At 39.1% G+C, this 21,246-nt stretch carries 14 protein-coding genes; 6 read left to right on the top strand and 8 right to left on the bottom strand.

All coding sequences use genetic code 11. The features are described from left to right. Positions 1-70: 70 nt before the first annotated feature. A complete protein-coding gene (locus FIU21_RS01735) occupies positions 71-1,645 on the bottom strand; it encodes an NAD(P)/FAD-dependent oxidoreductase (RefSeq protein WP_004359591.1) in 1,575 nt (524 codons plus the stop codon). Positions 1,646-1,799: 154 nt separating this feature from the next. On the opposite strand from FIU21_RS01735, the gene thrA reads away from it, so the two are divergent. Beyond that, positions 1,800-4,235 (top strand): bifunctional aspartate kinase/homoserine dehydrogenase I, encoded by a 2,436-nt coding sequence (thrA, locus tag FIU21_RS01730; protein ID WP_004359590.1) that lies wholly within the window; start codon positions 1,800-1,802, stop codon positions 4,233-4,235. Positions 4,236-4,424: 189 nt separating this feature from the next. On the opposite strand, the gene FIU21_RS01725 is transcribed toward thrA, so the two are convergent. From FIU21_RS01725 to ypfJ, 5 genes are all read right to left on the bottom strand, one after another. Further along, a complete protein-coding gene (locus tag FIU21_RS01725; RefSeq protein ID WP_172891283.1) occupies positions 4,425-5,342 on the bottom strand; it encodes an IS982 family transposase in 918 nt (305 codons plus the stop codon). Between the two features lie 665 nt (positions 5,343-6,007). Continuing rightward, a complete protein-coding gene (locus FIU21_RS01720; protein ID WP_004359588.1) occupies positions 6,008-7,003 on the bottom strand; it encodes a hypothetical protein in 996 nt (331 codons plus the stop codon). Positions 7,004-7,026: 23 nt separating this feature from the next. After that, a complete protein-coding gene (locus tag FIU21_RS01715; RefSeq protein ID WP_004359586.1) occupies positions 7,027-7,239 on the bottom strand; it encodes a hypothetical protein in 213 nt (70 codons plus the stop codon). A 57-nt stretch (positions 7,240-7,296) separates the two neighbouring features. Further along, a complete protein-coding gene (locus FIU21_RS01710) occupies positions 7,297-8,340 on the bottom strand; it encodes a hypothetical protein (protein WP_004359585.1) in 1,044 nt (347 codons plus the stop codon). Between the two features lie 888 nt (positions 8,341-9,228). Beyond that, the gene (ypfJ, locus tag FIU21_RS01705) at positions 9,229-10,113 is read right to left on the bottom strand and encodes a KPN_02809 family neutral zinc metallopeptidase (protein ID WP_036885956.1); all 885 of its coding nucleotides are present in this window, start codon (positions 10,111-10,113) and stop codon (positions 9,229-9,231) included. A gap of 331 nt (positions 10,114-10,444) precedes the next feature. Between ypfJ and pheT the strand changes: the two genes are divergently transcribed. The 3 genes from pheT to FIU21_RS01690 all read left to right on the top strand — a co-directional run bounded on the left by pheT (position 10,445) and on the right by FIU21_RS01690 (position 16,009). After that, complete coding sequence (gene pheT / locus FIU21_RS01700; RefSeq protein WP_004359581.1) at positions 10,445-12,913, top strand: phenylalanine--tRNA ligase subunit beta; 2,469 nt, start codon at positions 10,445-10,447, stop codon at positions 12,911-12,913. Positions 12,914-12,925: 12 nt separating this feature from the next. Next, entirely contained in the window at positions 12,926-13,657 is a 732-nt protein-coding gene (locus FIU21_RS01695) for a YebC/PmpR family DNA-binding transcriptional regulator (RefSeq protein ID WP_004359579.1), read from the top strand. 687 nt (positions 13,658-14,344) lie between these two features. Continuing rightward, complete coding sequence (locus FIU21_RS01690) at positions 14,345-16,009, top strand: AMP-binding protein (RefSeq protein ID WP_004359578.1); 1,665 nt, start codon at positions 14,345-14,347, stop codon at positions 16,007-16,009. A gap of 134 nt (positions 16,010-16,143) precedes the next feature. On the opposite strand, the gene FIU21_RS01685 is transcribed toward FIU21_RS01690, so the two are convergent. Beyond that, entirely contained in the window at positions 16,144-17,946 is a 1,803-nt protein-coding gene (locus tag FIU21_RS01685; RefSeq protein ID WP_036885952.1) for a M6 family metalloprotease domain-containing protein, read from the bottom strand. 12 nt (positions 17,947-17,958) lie between these two features. Next, complete coding sequence (locus FIU21_RS01680; RefSeq protein WP_004359573.1) at positions 17,959-18,798, bottom strand: EFR1 family ferrodoxin; 840 nt, start codon at positions 18,796-18,798, stop codon at positions 17,959-17,961. 111 nt (positions 18,799-18,909) lie between these two features. Between FIU21_RS01680 and FIU21_RS01675 the strand changes: the two genes are divergently transcribed. Together FIU21_RS01675 and truA are read left to right on the top strand one after the other, a co-directional pair. After that, complete coding sequence (locus FIU21_RS01675) at positions 18,910-20,454, top strand: ComEC/Rec2 family competence protein (protein ID WP_036886028.1); 1,545 nt, start codon at positions 18,910-18,912, stop codon at positions 20,452-20,454. 24 nt (positions 20,455-20,478) lie between these two features. Then, positions 20,479-21,240 (top strand): tRNA pseudouridine(38-40) synthase TruA, encoded by a 762-nt coding sequence (gene truA / locus FIU21_RS01670; protein WP_004359569.1) that lies wholly within the window; start codon positions 20,479-20,481, stop codon positions 21,238-21,240. Positions 21,241-21,246: the final 6 nt, after the last annotated feature.

Below are 21,246 nucleotides of genomic sequence, written 5' to 3'. Positions count from 1 at the left end.
AATCTAATACTTTCTCTATCAAGCTATAAACAAAGCCTATTGACCTGCTTACTAACAGAAGCAAACAACTTTATAATTGCTGGAGATAAGCCGAAACCATTTCAGCACAGCGCTCTCCATCAATGCCCGCACTAACGATTCCACCAGCATAACCAGCACCTTCTGCACAAGGGAAAAGCCCCTCAAGGCGGACATGCATGAGGCGTTCTCTATCACGGAGGATACGAACAGGAGAACTTGTACGAGTCTCGGAAGCAATCATGACAGCTTCATTCGTAAGGAAACCATGCGCTTGTTTACCAAAGGTTCTGAATGCTTCTTGGAGTCGTTTTGTGATAAATGATGGCATCCAGAAATGAAGTGGACTGGAAATAAGTCCTGGTGCATAGCTCGATTTAGGAAGATCATACGACAGACGATTGTTCACGAAGTCTGCCATACGCTGTGCAGGAGCAGTCTGTTTGCGGTTTCCCTGCTGCCATGTGTCTCGCTCTAACTGTTCCTGATAACGCAAGATACGCAAAACATCATCACCTTCAACATCCTCTGGATTTAATTGAACAACCATACCCGAGTTAGACCATTGCGTTCCACGATTGGCAGGACTCATACCATTGGTAACTGTTTGTTCTGGCCCAGTTGCTGAAGGAATCACAAAACCACCAGGACACATACAGAAAGAATATACACCACGTCCCTGTGCTTGTGTCACAAAAGAGTACTCTGCTGTTGGAAGATACTTCCCCTTACCGTTCTTATTATGGTACTGTATTTGATCGATTAAGTGAGAAGGATGCTCCAATCGTACTCCAACAGCGATTCCTTTTGCTTCCATCTCAATTCCTGCCTCTGCAAGATAGCGATAGACATCGCGTGCAGAGTGCCCCGTAGCAAGAATGACTGGACCATGAAACTCACGCTTCACACTCACAGTTCCACTGTTATCAACAGCCTCAACACCAACAACTTTATCACCATCGAGTATCAAAGAAGTCATCTTTGTTTGGAAATGAACCTCACCACCACAGTCAAGTATTGTGTTACGCATATTCTCTATGACACGAGGAAGCTTGTCTGTACCTATGTGTGGATGGGCATCAGCGAGGATAGAAGGTGATGCACCATGTTGACAAAAGACATTTAGAATCTTATCAACAGGGCCACGCTTCTTACTTCGTGTATAAAGTTTTCCATCAGAATACGCTCCAGCTCCACCTTCACCAAAGCAGTAATTTGATTCAGGATTAACCTCTTGTGTCTTCGAGATTAAAGCCATATCTAACTTACGATCACGTACATTCTTTCCTCGTTCGAGAACTATTGGGCGCAATCCTAATTCGATTAGCTTCAGAGAAGAGAACAAACCAGCAGGACCAGCGCCTACCACAACGACCGAAGGACGACTGCTTACGTCTTGGTATTCAGTCTTCACATAAGGGTCGTCTTGTGGAAATTCGTTAATATAAACACGAATTTTCAGATTAACATATATGTCACGATGGCGTGCATCAATAGAACGCTTCAATACTCGAACACGATAAATGGTACGCTCATCCAGCCCCTTTTCTTTTGCAAGATATGCCTTCATGTTGTTTTCATTATAGGCAACTTGGGGCAAAACGCGTAATTGATATTCCTCTGTCATATATAGTATAACTTCTTCTTTTTGCCACAAATTTACTCAAATATATCGAGAAATTCGTTGGCTATTGCAATATTTCTTATTATTTTTGTGGCTAAGTTTTGCACCTCCCCCATTGTAAAGGGGATGCCAAATAATAACAAAATAAACATCAGGAATGAAAGTATTAAAGTTTGGCGGAACATCCGTAGGTTCTGTCTCGAGTATTTTAAGTCTACAAAAGATTGTAGAAAAGGAGGCTAAACATCAACCAATTATTGTGGTTGTTAGTGCCTTAGGTGGTATAACAGATCAGCTCATAGCTACTTCTCAACTTGCCTTGAAGGGTGATGAAAGTTGGAAAACAGAGTTCGAGTCTATTGTTGCACGACATCATAAGATGATTGATGCGATTATTACCGACCCACATGACCGTGAGATGCTATTCAACAAAGTGGATAGTCTTTTTGAGCAACTTCATTCTATTTATTACGGTGTATTCTTAATTCACGACTTCAGTCATAAGACAGAAGACACTATTGTAAGCTATGGTGAACGTCTAAGTTCAAGAATAGTAGCAACGCTTATTCGTGGAGCAAAGTGGTTTGATGCACGTGAGTTTATCAAGACTGAAGAGAAGTTGGGCAAAAGAAGTCTCGATTCAGAACTAACTAACAAACTTGTAGTAAATACTTTCTCTGACCTTCCTCGTATCTCCCTTGTACCTGGTTTTATAGCACAAGACAGTGACTCTGGCGATATTACCAATCTTGGGCGTGGTGGAAGTGATTACACGGCATCCATCCTTGCCGCATCACTCAATGCTGAAGTCTTGGAGATATGGACGGATGTTGACGGCTTTATGACAGCTGACCCTCGTGTCATCAAGAGTGCATATACCATTAATGAACTTTCCTATACGGAGGCCATGGAGCTTTGTAACTTTGGTGCAAAGGTCGTTTATCCTCCAACGATATACCCTGTTTGTGTAAAAAACATCCCAATCAAGGTAAAAAACACATTCAATCCAGATGGACAGGGTACGATTATTAAAGCACACATAGAGAACAATCAAAAACCTATTAAGGGTTTATCATCTATCAAAGGTACTACGGTCATTACTGTGACAGGTCTTTCAATGGTGGGTGTTGTTGGTGTCAACCGTCGTATCTTTAGTTCTCTTGCCAACAATGGTATCAGTGTCTTCCTCGTATCACAGGCAGCCTCAGAGAATAATACCTCTATCGGTGTGAAGGATGAAGATGCCGACAATGCTGTGAAGGTACTTAATGAAGAGTTCCGACTTGAGATAGAAGATGGACGTATGTTCCCTATGCACGCTGAAAGTGGACTTGCAACAGTGGCGGTCGTTGGTGAGAACATGAGACAGACACCGGGTATAAGCGGTAAGCTCTTTGAGGTTCTTGGTCGTTCTGGTATTAGTGTTATTGCTATTGCGCAGGGTGCATCTGAGATGAATATCTCATTTGTTGTGAAAGGCTCTGACTTAAGGAAAGCACTGAATGTACTTCATGATTCACTGTTCTTATCGGAATATAAAGTGCTGAATCTCTTTATTTGCGGTATTGGTACAGTAGGAGGAAAGCTCATTGAACAGATTAAGAGCCAGTATGAAGAGTTGAAGCAAAATTCTAACTTAAAGTTGAAGGTGGTGGGAATTGCTTCATCTAAGAATGCTATTTTCAATCACGACGGCTTAAGTCTTGATAATTATCGTAAAGAACTAAAGGAGAGTGAGCCTTCTAATCCAGAACATTTGCGTGATATTATCCTAAAGATGAATATCTTTAACTCGGTGTTTGTGGATTGTACTGCTTCTAAAGAGGTGGCTGCACTCTACCAGTCTTTGTTGGAAAATAATATCTCTGTGATTGCTGCCAACAAGATTGCAGCATCTGGAACATATGATGATTATTACCATTTAAAGCAGACAGCCATTCAACGTGGTGTCAAATTCCGCTTTGAAACAAACGTGGGTGCAGGTCTACCTATCATTGGTACAATCAATGACTTACGCAATTCAGGTGACAAAATACTTAAGATAGAAGCTGTATTGTCTGGTACACTAAACTTCATCTTTAACGAAATTGGAGCAGATGTTCCTTTCTCTGAGACTGTAAAACGCGCTAAAGAACAAGGCTATAGTGAGCCAGATCCACGCATAGACCTTAGTGGAACAGATGTCATTCGTAAGTTAGTTATCCTTACACGTGAGGCTGGATACAAGGTGGAACAAGAGGATGTTGAAAAGCATCTATTTGTTCCTGATGATTATTTCCAAGGTTCAGTAGAAGACTTCTGGAGGCGTCTTCCAGAACTTGATGCTAACTTTGAACAACGTCGTCAGCTATTAGCAGAGGAGGGTAAGCGTTGGCGTTTCGTTGCCACTATGGAACATGGTAAGACTAATGTTGCATTAAAAGAAGTGGATTCTAACCATCCTTTCTATAATCTTGAAGGTTCTAATAACATAGTTCTACTGACAACTGATCGTTATAAAGAATACCCTATGCAGATTCAAGGCTATGGTGCTGGTGCATCTGTTACCGCAGCAGGTGTGTTTGCAAACATTATGAGTATTGCAAATATATAATGATACTATAAATCCAAACCTAAAGGGCATACACAATGTATGCTCTTTTTTTGTGTTTCTCTCGAAATATGGAGTTAATAACCTGAACTCGGGATAAGTATCATCCCACTCTTCTGTTTGGTTTAGTACAACGGCTCTTTAGACTCAATCTTTTGATTGGGCCTAAAGATAATAATAAAACAGATTACTTTAGAATAATGTAAGCTGTCCCGAATGTTGCTCTATAGCAAAGTCTATGTTCACTGCTGGCTTCTTCTCAAAGAAGCTGTAGGCTGCAATAGCAGAGAGAACATTCATTGCGAAATTAAATATGCTTCTATGCCTTGAATGCACTAATTGAGCTACATTCTTTAGCTCATCATTGATAGTCTCTATTACAGATCTTTTCCTTAGAAGAAGTCTATCATAAAGTGGCATTAGTTTGTTTTTCATGTTACTCCTAATGCCCGTAACTAAATTTATTCCATCATTGAACAATCGCTCAAATAATCCTTGAGAAATGTACCCTTTGTCTGCAAACAATTTACCAAACACATTGTCTGTCAACCTGTTAAATACATTTTCGTCTCGGTCATCAACATTTGCTTTAGTGAGCATAAAGTTTAGAATCTCACCTCTTTCATTACAGATAAGATGTAGTTTGAATCCAAAATACCATCCCATTGTACTCTTACCCCTTGTTGCATAATTTCTAAAAACCTTATTGCGACAAATACGTTTATTATGGCAAACTGGAATACAAGTTGAGTCAATAAAACTAATACCAGTACACCTCCCAAAACAACATATTTGCAGGAACATCATCATCTCTACAGAGACTCTTGCCTCTAATTCAAGAAAACGATTATAAGACAATTGATTTGGAAATAAATCTGCTAAATGCTCTTTTACGAAAAAGGTATAATAGTGACGAAAATTACGATAGGAATTAAAGTGGAAGCAAATTAATATCGTTATGATTTCAGACTTACTCATACGCCACTTGCGATGGCGATGACACCCTTTACTCTTTTCTGAGAGACCTATTTTATCAGTTTCTAACTCAAATTCTTTGCAAAAGTCATCTGCAATACAGAAAATTTCAGTAATTTTGTCCTTGGTAATCATCGTTATGTTTATTGTAAATAATTGATTTTCAACTATAAAGTTACAAAAATATAATGAGATTACCAACTTTTTGCAGACTTTTCTTATCCCGAGTTCAGGTTAATATGTCCCTTTGCTCCCTACACTGTCGATGACTCAATGAACTACATGTTCATAAATAAGACTTCCGTTTACACTGTGGCTCTGTGTCAGATTTACGCACATTCAATTAGTAAATGCGGATATTCTCGGCAAGAAATATATTTACAAAACATTCAAGGAAAAGGTAGAGAAATGGATAAAATGTGAGTTCTTTTAATACATTTGTAAGTTGTTAGTTATCAAAATGTTACAAACCAAGGCTTTAAAAGGTGCTTAATTGGACTTTAAAAGGGCGTTACTTGGACCTCAAAAGGGCATCTTTTGCAAGCCAAAAGGGCGTTATTTGCAAGCCATTTGGTGGTCTTTACAAAATCAACATGTGAAAAATACGGACAAAATAGCATCTTTGGAGGTTTGGAGTGAGAAGTTTTTTCTTTTGCGTTTAGTATTTAGGAAATAACACACAGAGCAACGCTAAGTTTCTTACAGCAAACTCAGCGTTGTTTTGTGTGCCTTATTATATAATAGCATTAGCTTATCATTCCATATTTCTGAAGAGCCTTTTTTATAAGTACAACTAAAAGCTATAATAACAGATTCCATTCAACTTTTTCTGTTTTCATGTCATCCGGCTCTTCATTCAACGTAAAACCCTGTGGCTTTTGTCCTTCTACCCTTATTTCAACGACGGTCATGACATTACGTTTTAACACTAACTGCTTACTTTCTTGTTCGACAGTCCCATCGTCTTTCGTCCATGTTACCTTCACCTCCATCGTCAATTGATATCCATCTTCACACGCTTTTGGAATGTTAGAAAAGGAGTAGACGGAACTATGATCATATGTATCACTACCCTTTGTTAAAGAGATACGCCACCCGATATAGTTAATTACCAGACTACCTTCTTCTGGTGGTGTCACCTTGAAGTGCAACCCGAACACCGACCTTTTCATATCAACGGTCAGTTCCTTTGATGTTTTTGGACTGAAATCATTGATAGTACCATAGAGTTTCACAAGGCGTGGATATTGAAAAGTACGCCCCTTAGCTACAGTCGTTTCGCCTTTTGTTAGACTATTCAAGTTTTCTTCTTTTGAGAATACAAAGCTATTAGTAACTTTTGTAGCCTTATTTGCCCCATGCAAGAAAGGAGCTGAAAACTCATCTTCATTTGCGAAAAGTTCATCATCACCTTCCTCCACAATCAAACACTCTACTTTATAAAGATTGTTCACATTCATCTTTAGTGCAATCTTTGAAAGGCTGGTAAACAAACCATAAGCATACATTGAGTAGTTTTCATCATTAGGTTTCTTCTCGTAGACATTAACAGCATAATACTTCCGTTTCCGGCTTTCGCTAACAGCCCTACTCAAAGGTTGATATTTCGCCCCTATAGCTTCTTCTATTGTTTCTATACGTAATTCTTTGGGGTGAATACGCACGACTCTTGTCAACTTTTGCTTAGCATTATTCGGTTTTTTACCATCTTCACCATTGTCTAATACTGGCTTTTCGCAGGCTGCAAACAATAGTAAGCACAACAAAAGTCCAATCCATGTTACTTGTCTTTTCATATCGGTAATTGTTTAAGTTATATTCATTCATCCCAATCCGTCTGCGTGTCAGAAAGATTAAAAGCGGAGAAAAAGTCTTCTTTTGATAATTGTTGAATACTGGGCTCAGTCTGATTTCCAATCACTTCTTGTGTACTCGTCAATGTATTTGGATATTTCCCTGGTGAACCTTCCAACAAATGGAAAGAGGTTAAAACGTGATATTCACTTATTAAAGGTTTGATATATGTTTTCATGTTTACTTATTAAAAATCAATTATTTATCATGGTTTTGTGTATAAGTACAAGAAGGCTTATCTATTAAGATACTTCTTACCATTCACGATTATAATCCCCTTATAATCTTTATCTACTCTTTGCCCTGAAAGGTTATAAATAGGACCATCGAAAGTTATCTTCTCTCTCACCATAGGACCTTGTATTTCTAATGCTACATCAAAGCCAAGGAAACTCTTTGTGTTTGTAGTCTTTGATGGTGTATAAACGAGATAAGCTTTATGTGCTTCGGTAGTAAAGGCTTTTCCATTTGCTTCTTTCCAATAAAAGCCTACTCCGTTACGACCTTTTCCAAACACATAGTATACCTCTCCACCTGACGTTGTAGTCTTAATATCCTCACCACGCAACGCATTATAAGGGTCTGTTTCACCTATCTTACTTGTTTCTTCAAAGATATACTTACCTTCTTTTGCTTCTAAAACAACAGCTGTACCCTTGGGAAGAACATCTCCTTTTTTATATTCCCGACTTCGAGAGAGGACATTACCTTCAATCTTATAGGTACGAGCAACAACCCCCTCAGGAATAATAAACGACCTGTCACTATAATAAAGTGTTGCTCTCTCAGCAGAAGAAACTGCAAGAGAGACGTCCTTATTAAATGTCACTACTATTGATTTAATATATGCAGCTCGTGAGGAAGAAGGGGTAAAAGCCACTTTCTCAGTTTCTTCATTCCATGGCTGTTTATAAAACTCGTTACTACCAACACGGATTCTGGAATAAGAAAGTTGGTCTTTTTCTTTATTATATAACTTTAGTAGGTGGTTAACATCAGAAATAACAAAAACAACTGACGTTATTAAACAGTCCTTGCTTTCAACCGTCAGCAGCCTACCAAAGTTAAGTATAATGAATTCATTTTTCTTGATTGTGATAAATGTAGGTGTAATAGGCTTTCCCAACAGATCACTAAACTTTAAAGTTATACCATCCTTCTCGATAGTGTTTTGCACTGCTTGAGAAGAACTTGAGAAATCGAATATAACGGAATTCTGCGCCCATATCATTACAGGCAACAACAACAATAGGAATAATACAATAAACTTTTTGGTCATAGTTATTAAGTTATATGTTTTATCAATCAAGTTTGTAGCCAACGTTATTCATGTTCCATTAAGTAGGAAATAGGTTTCTGTAGACTACTCTTTATCAATAAGTTGTTTAGTTCTTTACAGTGCAAAGATAAAAAAAATCAACAAAAAACAAACAAATTTAAACAAAGAATATACAAAATGTGGATTAGTCTCTTTAAAAATAGAGTTTACATCTATAATTCCTTTCTATTCATCACAGCCCCACTATACTTTAAAAAGGGTTCTTCTGTTAAATGTGTAGATGTTTTCCGTATTGCTTTAACGGGAAGAACTGAGGTTGCTCATTAAACAAAAGCATAGCTAAGAATGTCAACTATTTGTCCTATCATCATCCTCTGATATTGAAAACATTTTCATCTTAAGACTTCAAAAATCTGTAGATAAGGATTTGAAAAATCATTACATAATTTCAAATAAGACATCAATAAATAACGGCAAAACCACATACAAAAACCAGTTTTGTAATCAACAGGAAATCAATTAGTTATAAAGCAGTAAAGTAAAAGGTGCTTAATTGGACTTCAAAAGGGCGTTAGTTTGACCTCAAAAGGGCACCTATTGCAAGTCAATTTGGCGTCTTTTAGAAGCCAAAAGACGACGTGTTAGACGCGAAGTGTATGAAAATGATTTACAAATCTCAGCTAATAAGGGGGGTAAGTTGTTTGTAGAAGGCAGATAAACACCGCACCTAATTACATTTATTATGTAGTTTATCCCCCTTTGTCAAACCATCTAATTAGGGGTAATCATCTCATTTATGTGGCTTAATCTCATTCTATTAACAATCTACGCATTTAATGGAAGAACCATAAGTATACTTTTAGATGAAGATAAGGTTGTTTAATATCCTTAGTCTAAATCCCCTGGTGCAAAGGTTGTTGTATTCCAATCACCAGTTTCGATACCTTTCTTTAACCAGTACATACGCTGTTCGGAAGTTCCATGGGTGAAAGTCTCAGGAAGTGCATAGCCACGAGCTTTCTTCTGGAGATAGTTATCTCCGATTTTCTCAGCACAATCAATAGCCTCTTCGATATCACCATCAGTAAGACTTTGATATTTTTCATTGTCATAATGTGCCCAACAACCAGCATAATAATCGGCAAGAAGTTCTAATTTTACGCTCAGTTTGTTCGCTTCTTCCTTACTAACACGTGCCATCTTTGCATGACATTTGCCAAGGATTCCGCGGAGATATTCCACATGATGACCCACTTCATGCGCAATCACGTAGGCATACGCAAAGTCAAGGTCGCCCTTTGCTTGTATTCCTAAGTCCTTACGCATACCGCTAAAGAAACTTAAGTCGAGGTAAAGACGTTGGTCATCAGAGCAGTAGAATGGACCCATAGCAGCAGAGCCATTGCCACAAGCAGTTTGTACAGCACCTGTGAAAAGAACAAGCGTAGGGTATTGATATCTCATGCCGTGCAACTGAAACTGTTCCGTCCATACATCTTCTGTACCTGCAAGAATCTGTTTTGAGAAGTCAGCAAGTTTTTCTTCTTCCTCTGTAAATTGATGTTGTTCTCCACCAGTTTGTATCTCAGTTTGTCCTTGCATCTGCTGTTGAACGATGTTGTTGACTACATCTCCCATGTTTCCACCGCTTAAAAAGGTGATAAGTGCAATGACAATGATACCTCCGATACCACCAATACCAGCTTTTGCGCCAGTACCCATGCCGCGACGATCTTCTACATTATTACTTTCTCTGCGTCCTGTAAGTCTCATTTTATGTCCTTTGTTTTTTAAGCTTAATTGTTCTATGTTGGCAAAGGTAAGGCATTATCTTGAAATCTGCAAGTATTACAACCCTGTTCCTATAACCTAAATGTATGTCTTATATACTATAAAACTGGTGTTTTCATGGATTAAAGCTATGTGATAACGACTTTGAAAGATAGCTTTATGTGCGTAAAAAATAGTCTACTTTTTCTTTGTTACGATTATAGAAAGAGAGACTTTCTCTATATGCAACGGCTTTTTTCTTTTATCCTTTTGCTATATCTGAGTTTTTTCGTAAATTTGCATGTATTTTCAGAACAAACAATATAACTATATAATGAAGATTTCATACAAATGGCTAAAGGAATACGTTGATTTCAATCTTAGTCCAGAAGAGATTGCCGTTGCGCTCACTTCCATAGGTTTGGAGGTAGGCTCACTTGACGAGGTTGAAACGATACGTGGTGGATTAAAGGGTTTATATGTTGGTAAGGTGCTTACTTGCGAGGCACATCCAAACTCTGATCACCTTCACGTAACAACCGTTGACCTTGGCAAGGGAGAACCACAGCAGATTGTATGTGGCGCACCGAATGTTGCAGCAGGACAGAAGGTAATCGTTGCTGACTTAGGTTGTGTACTCTATGATGGCGACAATGAGTTTACTATCAAGAGGAGTAAGCTGCGTGGTGTAGAAAGTCTTGGTATGATTTGTGCCGAGGATGAGATTGGTGTTGGTACTGCTCATGATGGTATCATTGTGTTGCCAGAGGATGCACCAGTAGGTCAGCCAGCATCAGAGTATTACCAATTAGACAGTGATTGGCTGATTGACATAGACATCACTGCTAACCGTGCAGATGCGTTAAGTCATTATGGTGTAGCTCGCGACCTCTATGCATGGTTGACACAGAATGGTTATGAGACTTCGTTGCATCGCCCATCTTGTGATGCTTTCACGGTTGACAATCATGACCTTCCTATTGATGTGACCATCGAGAATACAGATGCTTGCCGTCGTTATGCTTGTTTGAGCATTACTGATTGTGAGGTAGAGGAAAGTCCACAATGGTTGAAAGACAAACTGAATATTATCGGTTTGCGTCCAATCAATAATATCGTTGATATCACTAACTATATCATGATGGCTTATGGCCAGCCTATGCACTGTTTTGATGCAGACATGGTTAAGGGTCATCATATCATCGTTAAGGATAAAAACGAGGGAAAGAAGTTCGTTACTTTGGATGGTGAAGAGCATATACTTGGTGAGCACGACCTTGCAATCTGCAATGAGGAAGACCCTATGTGTATTGCTGGTGTCTTCGGTGGAAAGGGTAGTGGAACTTACGAAACGACAAAAAATGTAGTATTGGAGAGTGCTTACTTCCATCCAACATGGATTCGTAAGAGTGCTCGTCGTCATGGTCTTTCAACTGATGCCAGCTTCCGTTTTGAGCGTGGTATTGATCCAAATGGTGTCATCTATGCGCTAAAACAGGCTGCAATCCTTTGTAAGGAACTTGCAGGTGGAAAGGTAAGTATGGAGATTCGTGACGAGTATCCAACTAAGATGGAGGGCTTCCCAGTTCGTCTGAACTACGAGTATTGCGACCGTCTTATTGGCAAGAAACTCGGTAATGAAACGATTAAGCGTATTGCTGAAAGCCTTGAAATGAAGGTAGAGAAGGAAGATGCAGAGGGACTCAATCTCCTCGTTCCTCCTTATCGTGTTGATGTACAGCGTCCTTGTGATGTTGTTGAAGACATCCTTCGAATCTATGGATATAATAATGTAGAGATTCCTACAGAGTTGAAGTCTTCATTGACAATTGCAGAAGAGGCTGACAAGAACTATCACCGTGAGAACATCATCGGTGAGCAGTTAGTAGGTGCTGGCTTCTCAGAGATTATGAACAATTCACTCACAAAGAGTTCTTACTATGAGGAGACAGGCCTTAATGCTTATCCTTGGGAGGAGACTGTAAAGGTAATGAATCCACTTTCAGCAGACTTGGGTGTGATGCGTCAGACCCTTTTCTTTGGTGGTTTGGAGAGTATTGTACGTAATGTAAACCGCAAGGCACAGAATCTCCGCTTCTTTGAAGTAGGTAATGTCTACAAGTTCAATAAGGAAAAGTGGTCAGAAGAAAGTCCTGTTAAGGCTTATAGTCAGGATTATCACATGGCATTGTGGGTGACAGGTAAGCGTGTACAAGGTTCATGGGCACATCCTGATGAGGAAAGTACATTCTATGAACTAAAGGCATACGTAGAGAATATTCTTCGTCGTATCGGTATTGCACAGGGCTTACTCGTTAGCGAAAAGTCTGATAACAACGTCTTTGATAAGGCGATAGTACTGAAGACACGTGCCGGTAAGGTACTCGTAGAGATGGGTATTCTTAGCCACAAGCTTTTGAAGAGTTTCAATATTGATCAGAAGGTTTATTATGCAGAGTTGGATTGGGCTGGATTGATGAAGGCCATCCGCAAGAATAAACTTCAGTTCCAGGAGATATCTAAGTATCCTGCTGTAAGCCGTGATCTTGCCTTGTTGGTCGACAATAATGTTGAGTTTGCACAGATTGAGGAGATCGCTCGTCAGGCAGACAAGAAACTTTTGAAGCGTGTTGAACTCTTCGATGTTTATCAGGGTAAGAATCTTCCTGAGGGTAAGAAGAGCTATGCAGTAAACTTCATTCTTCAGGACGAAAGCAAGACACTCAACGACAAGGCAATTGATGCCATCATGCAGAAATTAATTAAGAATTTAACAAATAAACTCGGAGCAGAACTCCGTTAACAAACAAATCCAATGGGTAGAGCATTTGAATATCGCAAAGCAAGTAAGCTCAAGAGATGGGGTCACATGGCCCGTACGTTCACAAAGTTAGGTAAAGAAATCGCTATTGCTGTTAAGGCAGGTGGTCCTGAGCCTGAGAACAACCCACGCCTTCGTGCGATTATAGCAACATGTAAGCGTGAGAACATGCCGAAGGACAATATCCAGCGCGCTATTAAGAACGCAATGGGTAAAGACACCAGCGACTACAAGGAGGTAACATACGAGGGTTATGGTCCTCACGGAATTGCTGTGTTCGTTGAGACATTGACCGACAATACTACACGTACTGTAGGTGATGTTCGTTCAATCTTCAACAAGTTCAATGGTAATCTTGGTACACAGGGTTCTCTTAGCTTCCTTTTTGATCATAAGGCAGTCTTCACCTTTAAGAAGAAGGACGGCTTGGATATGGAAGAGTTGATTCTCGACTTGATTGACTATGGCGTTGAGGACGAATTCGATGAGGATGAGGAAGAGAACGAAATCACAATCTATGGTGAACCAACAAGCTTCGGTGAGATTCAGAAACACTTGGAGGACAATGGCTTTGAGATTACTTCTGCTGAGTTCACTCGTATTCCTAACGACTTGAAGGACGTAACACCTGAAGAGCGTGAGACTATCGATAAGATGGTTGAGCGTTTGGAAGACTTCGACGACGTGCAGAATGTTTATACTAACATGAAGCCAGCTGAAGACTAATCATCGTCTCTAATACACCTATATATGATAAGGTGTAACTGGTTTTAAGAGTATAGAAAGAGATTATATCAAAAATGTAGTCAGAGTTTTTATTGGGAAATAAAAGTTATATTTCCCAATAAAGTGCTACTGGCAGATACACAAATCATGTGTTTCTACATTTTTGATATAGTCTCTTTTTGTTTCTTGTTTGTTGGTGTTTCTACTCCTATTGTTATCCTATAGAAAGATAATAAAAGTCGGTTTTGTTGTAATTTTTCATAACCTTGTTTTTAAAACATGCTTTTTGGGCTTCTAAAAGACGCCTAATTGACTTGCAAAAGATGCCCTTTTGAGGTCCAACCAACGCCCTTTTGAAGTCTAACTAAGCATCTTTTACAAAGTGGCTTTGTAACCTATTGATATCGTGTAAGTTGCAAAGGCACGAGAAATAGCGCTAATATATGACTTTTATAGGTGATTTGCAGTCTATTATGTAAATATATTTCAATTGTTTAGTACGCTTTTTAAATAAGAAAATAAGTACAGAATGATGAAAAACTAAATTCAACTTTGAATTCTTTTTTTCGAAGAAAAAAAAGGAATATTTCTCCTCTTTTTGTCTATTTAGTATATTTTTATTGCACAATGTTTTTGTAAATGTGCAGAAAATTACTTAACTTTGCACGCAAATCATATTTTTGTGCAATGGATTCTATAAAAAGTTTCAACGCGTGTATAGAAAAGAGTATCAAGGATAACTGGGATAAAGATGCTCTGACTGACTACCTTGGTGCTACACTTCAATACCATGATGTAGCCCGTAAAATAGAGAAATTACATATTCTTTTTGAGAATAGCGGTTTGAAGAAGGGTGATAAGGTTGCTCTTTGTGGTAGAAATTCCTCGTCATGGGCAGTTGCTTTCTTCGCAACTCTCTCTTATGGAGCTGTAGCAGTACCTGTTCAGCATGAGTTTAAGCCAGAACAGATTTACAATATTGTTAATCACTCGGAAGCAAAACTTCTCTTTGTTGGTGATGTTGTGGCTACAACAATCGATGGAGAACAGATGCCTCAGTTGGAAGGTATAATATATCTACCAGACTTCTCATTGATTCTTTCTCGTTCAGAATCATTGACAAATGCTCGTGAAAACTTGAATGCGCTCTTTGGAAAGAAGTATCCAAAGTTCTTCCGTGCAGAGGATGTAAATTATTTCAAAGACGAGGCTGACGACCTTGCACTGATTAATTATACCAGCGGAACTACTGGTTTTTCAAAGGGTGTGATGCTCAGTTATCGTTCTGTGCGTAGTAATCTCGCTTGGGCAACAGCCGATTTGAAACCACATATTAAGCCTGGTAGTAAAGTTCTTTGTATGTTGCCAATGGCTCACATGTATGGAATGATTTGTGAGTTTATCTGCCAGTTTAGCTTTGGCAGTCATCTATATTTCCTCACACGACTGCCGAGTCCTTCTTTGATTTCTCAGGCTTGTACTGATATTCGTCCTGCTATTATTATTGCAGTACCAATGGTTGTTGAGAAGATTATTCGTAAGAATGTCTTTCCAAAGGTACAAAGCACAGCAACTCGTATGCTGCTGAAGATGCCTGTTGTTAGCAAGAAGGTGAAGGAAAGAATCAGTGCGATTGTTATGGAAGCCTTTGGTGGCAATGCGTATGAACTTGTTACCGGCGGTGCAGCTCTTAACAAGGAGATAGAAGACTTTTTGGTAAGCATTAATTTCCCTGTAACAAGTGGGTATGGCGCAACAGAATGTGGTCCGATGGTGACTTATAGTGATTATAAGGACTTTGTACCCGGTTCTTGCGGCACGGCGGTTTTGAATATGGAGGTGAAGATTGATAGTTCTGATCCTGCAAATGTTCCAGGCGAAGTAATAACGAGGGGAGAGAATGTGATGCTTGGTTATTATAAGAATGAAGAGGCTACTAATGCTGTTCTTGACAAGGAAGGCTGGTATCATACGGGCGATCTTGGAACTATGAGTGCTGATGGTCATCTCTTTATTCGTGGACGTATAAAGAATATGCTTTTAGGCTCTAACGGTCAGAATGTTTATCCAGAGGAAATTGAAGATAAGCTAAACTCTATGTCTATGGTCAGTGAGTGTATTATCATTCAGCGTGGTGATAAGATTGTTGGCTTGGTTTATCCTGATTTTGATGAGGCAAAAGAGATGGGCTTCTCACAATCAGATTTGCAAGAGATTATGGAGCAGAACCGTCTGGAACTGAATAATATGTTGCCATCTTTCTGCCACCTCTCGGCTATAGAGTTGCGTGATGAAGAGTTTGCGAAGACTCCGAAGAAGAGTATTAAGCGCTATCTTTACCAAGAGAAGTAAAAATGTTTTAGGTGATAATATGTACATTCTTGTAGGTCTTTGCGGTTTTGTACATATATTTTGACCAATAAATAAAGCCGCCTCCCAATGGACTATCCATTAAGAAGCGGCTATTGTATGTTTAAAAGTTTGTACTACTTCACAAATTTCCTGTTGTTCTGAATGTAGATTCCATGAGGTAGGATAGAGGCGTCAGTGCCTACATATCTGCCGTCAAGGGTGTAAATACGGTTGTCAGATGTACTCCTTTCAATGATTGAAGGTGCCTGAATACCGTTGGTTTCATTGTTCTTAAACTTGAAACTAACATATCGTGCAGCATCATTCTCTACGATGTCAAATATTGACTTATTCAGAATAGTACCATCATACATCTTAAAGTTGTTAATCTTGTTGTTTCCATTGTAAGGGTAAAGGTCGCCATTGAGCTGAGCGGTGTATACATTTAGTTTTCCTCCAGCATTGGCAGCTGCTAATATTTTACCATCTGCAGGGATAGGGATTACACGTGGTTTACCCTTTACATTGTTGGGATAATCAAAGACATTTACTTTGCCAGAAGGGTATGAGATGCGATAGGCAAACAACCCCTTCCCGTATGTACCATATCCCCAGCCTTGATTCCATGGTCCTTTTTGAATACTCTGCAATACAATATACTCATTTGAATTTTTAGGGTTGACAATCTTGTATGCCTTTCCTCCATTATCGATGCTCTTTAGGTTGTTTATAGTGATATCATTTTTAAGTTCATCAATATTTATCCAGCCCATTACTTCACGTTCCCAAGCAAGATAAGATGCTGGTACACGTCCATTACGTACTTCTGTTCCACCATCCATGAGGTCCCAGAACTCCATACCTTGGTTGTCTTGGCTTTTTGCTTCTTCATCAAGAGCATAGATGTCCGGGAGTCCAAGTGTATGAGAGAACTCATGACAGAATAAACCTATACCGTTAATTTTCTTGTTATTCTTAGATGTCTTATCACTTCCATTAAGCTCATTGCTGACTCCATAGCGTCGGATACTTTTACCGTCAAACTTATTTGAGACAGTAATTGTACCAGACTTTGGCCATATGTTTGAAACTTTATTATCATGGTAATTGGCAGAATGTCCTGCATAGATTATATAAACCAAATCAACGATACCATCGTTGTTCGCATCGTATTTTGCAAAGTCTACCAAATCATCCACAGCAGCACAAGCATCAGCAAGTAATAAGTCCATTCTATCATTACCTGCACCATAGATAGCATGTTTCTTGGGTAATTTGATAGGACCTACAACGTCAAAGATAGGTGTAAACTGTCCATAACTACAATCCTTGAAATAACCACGAACACCTTTGTAGTTCTGATTCTGACCATAACGAGAATCTGTGAAATGATCCTCATTCATCAGATAGTTTGTGAACACCTTCTTTGTATCTTGGATAGTAAATGTTGTGTCTTGGAACTCTGCAAGGATGACAAGGGCCTTTGGGCTACCTGTGTGAGGAAAATAAGGTACGCCATTGTAGCCAGAATCTATGATTGGTCCTCGTGTAAGAGGAGAGTTTTCGTATGTGTTTTCAGATTCTTCAGCAATCTTATTAACGTAAGCAAAAAACTTCTCCTTATCTTGCTTAGCAATCAGGTTACGCTCAGCTTGTGAACGAGATAGTGCTTCATGTGCAAGCTGTTTTGTTGCTATAAGTTTTCCGTTTCTCTCTACTTGTCCAATATAGTAGTTGTTATCCTCACCTTGTACAAGTAATACACCATCAAGCGTTGTGTACCAGTTGATATGTTCATCACCACGCAAAATGACAGTAATAACAGTGCCATCAGCCTGTCTTACTTGTACAGGTATTGATTCTGCCTTTGCTGCCCAAGTAGTAAGGGAACAAAGCATCAGGCATACTATGAGCGATAGTTGTTTTAATGTTTTCATTATATTCACCGTTTAGTTTCTTTTACTTAATTTGTTATAGAAATATTGTCCCTTCTTCTGTGTACGTTTACCAAACTCAATTGCATGGTGTGGACAGTGATGATAACACGAGAAGCAGGTGAGGCATTTGCCATTGTGTAGCCATTCTGGTTCAAAGCCTAAGCCACCTTTGATGTCACTAACAGGACAAACATTTGCACAAATACCACACTTCACGCATCGACGACTGTCTACATGAAAGGGCTTATCCGTAATGAGGAAGTGTTCAAAGAAGCCTCCTACAGGACCAGAGAAGAAAGAAGGAATAGGACCTCTTATTAGTTGGTTCCAACCCCAAATCTGATTGCTATCCTTATGAGGACGCTGTTTAAGAATGTTAGAGAATTCTTTTAACTGCTTTGAAGCAAGTTCCTTCTTTTCTAATTCTTTCTCTTTCGTATCTACATCCATACCTGGCAAGCCAACATATGACTCTGGCATAATTAAAGAACATACCGCCTTAAGTGACAGTGCGTCATTCACTGTTACACTCTTTAATTGCTGCTGAAAGCGTTCCATAGCTTTACCGATAGAATCTCCAGCTGTAACCAAGCAGAAACAATAATGTTTAACGTGGGAAGTGTCTTCTCCCAGAGTCTTTATTGTTAATTTAGTTAGAAACTCTTTTACAATATTCGGAACTCTCCAACCATGTATAGGAAAGATGAAACCTACGTGTTCATCCTTTTCTAATGTAAAAGAACAGTCGCTATTGATTACTTCTGGGATTGAAACAAGTGTATCACCAGTTTCTAAAGCCAATGTCTTTGCAGCCCATTTGCTATTACCTGTACCAGAAAAGTAGAATATCATGTGGCAAAGGTACTGATATTTTGTAAATCTTGCAAGATAAGTAAGTGCAATATTGTTGTTTTTCAGTTCTTTTTCTTACATTTGCAAGAAGTACATGAAGACATTAATGCTGTGAAGAAGAAAATGGACTTACTGATGTATCCCTCAGTCAAGTTACTCTTACCTTTGGTGTTGGGTATTGCTGTTGGTGATGCTTTAGAAGAAGATATATCCTCTATGTTTTGGTGGTTGATGACAATCTGTATGATTGGCATTACCTTTGTGGTGTGGAGGAAGAAGTATCTTCAGAGTCTATTATTGCTCTTTACGGTCTTTCTTGTTGGTGGAACTTTTGTTTCAATGAGCCGGCAAGCTGCAAAGATACAGCTTCCCAATAAGCAAATAACCTTTAAGGCAGTTCTTCTTAGTAATCCTGTCGTTCGTGGTAAAGTCATACAAACAGACTTAATGGTTATGACTGCAGGCGAACCGATGAAGGTTAAGGCTTCAATACTTCGTGATACGATAACAAATCGTTATCGAACACTACACCTTGGAGACGGAATAGAAGCTTCAGCTTACCTTGAAGAACCAATAAACTTTGCGGATGCAACCTTTGATTATGCCCGCTGGTTGAAGTTACATGGCTATTCTGCAGAAACCTTTATCTTTTATAATCAATGGCAGAAAACCAAAGTGAGTCTTCGTCAGATGAGCTTTCTTCAACGTACATCTTTGTCTGCTGCGCTCCATAGAGAGAAGTTAATGAGAGTATTAGAAAGTAATCTTGATAGCACTCATTTAGCTGTTGTGTCTGCAATGACGCTTGGAGATAAACATTTGATTAGTAGAGATATAAAAGAAGATTACTCCATAACTGGTGCAAGTCATGTGTTAGCTTTGTCAGGTTTACATCTAACTATCTTGTATAGTTTGCTTTTGTTTATTCTGAGTTGGTGTGAACGTGTTATGCCCAGGGGCTTTAAAAGGGGAATCAGTGAACTTCTTATTCTGTTTATTCTATGGAGTTATGTCGTCTTGGTAGGGATGTCTTCGTCTGTTGTTCGTTCTGCAGTGATGCTGACTATCTACTCTTTTGTAACCCTCTTGAATAGAGAACGGTTGTCAGTTAATACTTTGGCACTAACTGCTATCATTATGCTTGTTAGCAATCCTAATAGTCTTTTCGATATAGGTTTTCAACTATCCTTTATCTCTGTATGGTCAATTCTATTGTTCTATCCACTCATTTATGAGTTAATCCCTTTACAGCAGAAGAAGAGTTTATTTGTTTTCAGGTGGTTGTGGGGAATGATTGCTGTGTCATTGGCTGCACAATTGGGAACGGCACCTTTGATAGCTTTCTATTTCGGAAGGGTCTCTACAATCTTTGCTGTTAGTAGTCTTATAGCTGTACCATGCACAATGCTAATCGTATTAGCATCATTCTGTTTGTTACTTCTTAGTCCATTGCCTTCTTTATCATCGTTTATTGGGAAGTGCATCTGTGTTATTACAGAAGGATTGAATACCTCACTTCATTGGCTTGCAAGCCTACCTTGCGCATGCATAGAGGATGTTCATGTAACCATTTTCCAGCTCTTTATATACTATTTCATGCTGATGGCTATTTGGATTTTATGGAGTTTTTTAGCTGGGAAGATAGAGTTTAAGTAATTATTTGTACCTTTGCAAATAGTTATGCAACGATATTTTATCACCCTTTCATACGATGGAACGGCCTATCATGGCTGGCAGATTCAACCCAATGGGATTTCTGTACAAGAAGTATTGGAACACGCTTTGTCTACAATACTAAGAGAATCGATTGCTATTACAGGTGCAGGACGTACCGATGCTGGTGTACATGGCAGAATGATGGTTGCACACTTTGACACGGAATTGTCGTTTGACAGTGCACAATTAGTTTATAAAGTAAATCGTTTATTACCACGTGATGTCTCTGTAAGTAGGATTGAACCTGTCGGTGAAGACCTCCACGCACGCTTCTCAGCGACCTCACGTACTTATCATTATTATGTTCATACGGGGAAACAACCATTCTCACGGCAGTATTCGTGTGAGTTTCGTTATGCTTTAGACTTTGATAAGATGAATGAGGCTGCAGCCTATTTGATAGGGGAGAAAGACTTTAAATGTTTCTGTAAGACAGGAGCGGACGTTAAAACAACTATCTGTAATCTTACCGAAGCACGATGGATTCCTGCAAATGAGGAATTTGCTTTGACAACTGATAATACTGTCACGAATTGGTGTTTTGTGATAACAGCTAACCGGTTTCTACGCAATATGGTACGTGCAGTTGTTGGTACATTAGTAGAAGTGGGAAGAGGTCGTCTTTCGTTAGATGATTTTAAGAAGATTGTAGACGGTGGAACAAGAAGCGATGCTGGTGAGAGTATGCCAGGCAACGCCCTCTTCCTTTGGGAAGTAAAGTATTAGAATATA

Source organism: Prevotella melaninogenica (assembly GCF_013267595.1).
GTDB lineage: Bacteria > Bacteroidota > Bacteroidia > Bacteroidales > Bacteroidaceae > Prevotella > Prevotella melaninogenica_D.
Note: the sequence above shows the minus strand (reverse complement) of the source record. Positions and strands in the feature narration are given on the sequence as shown.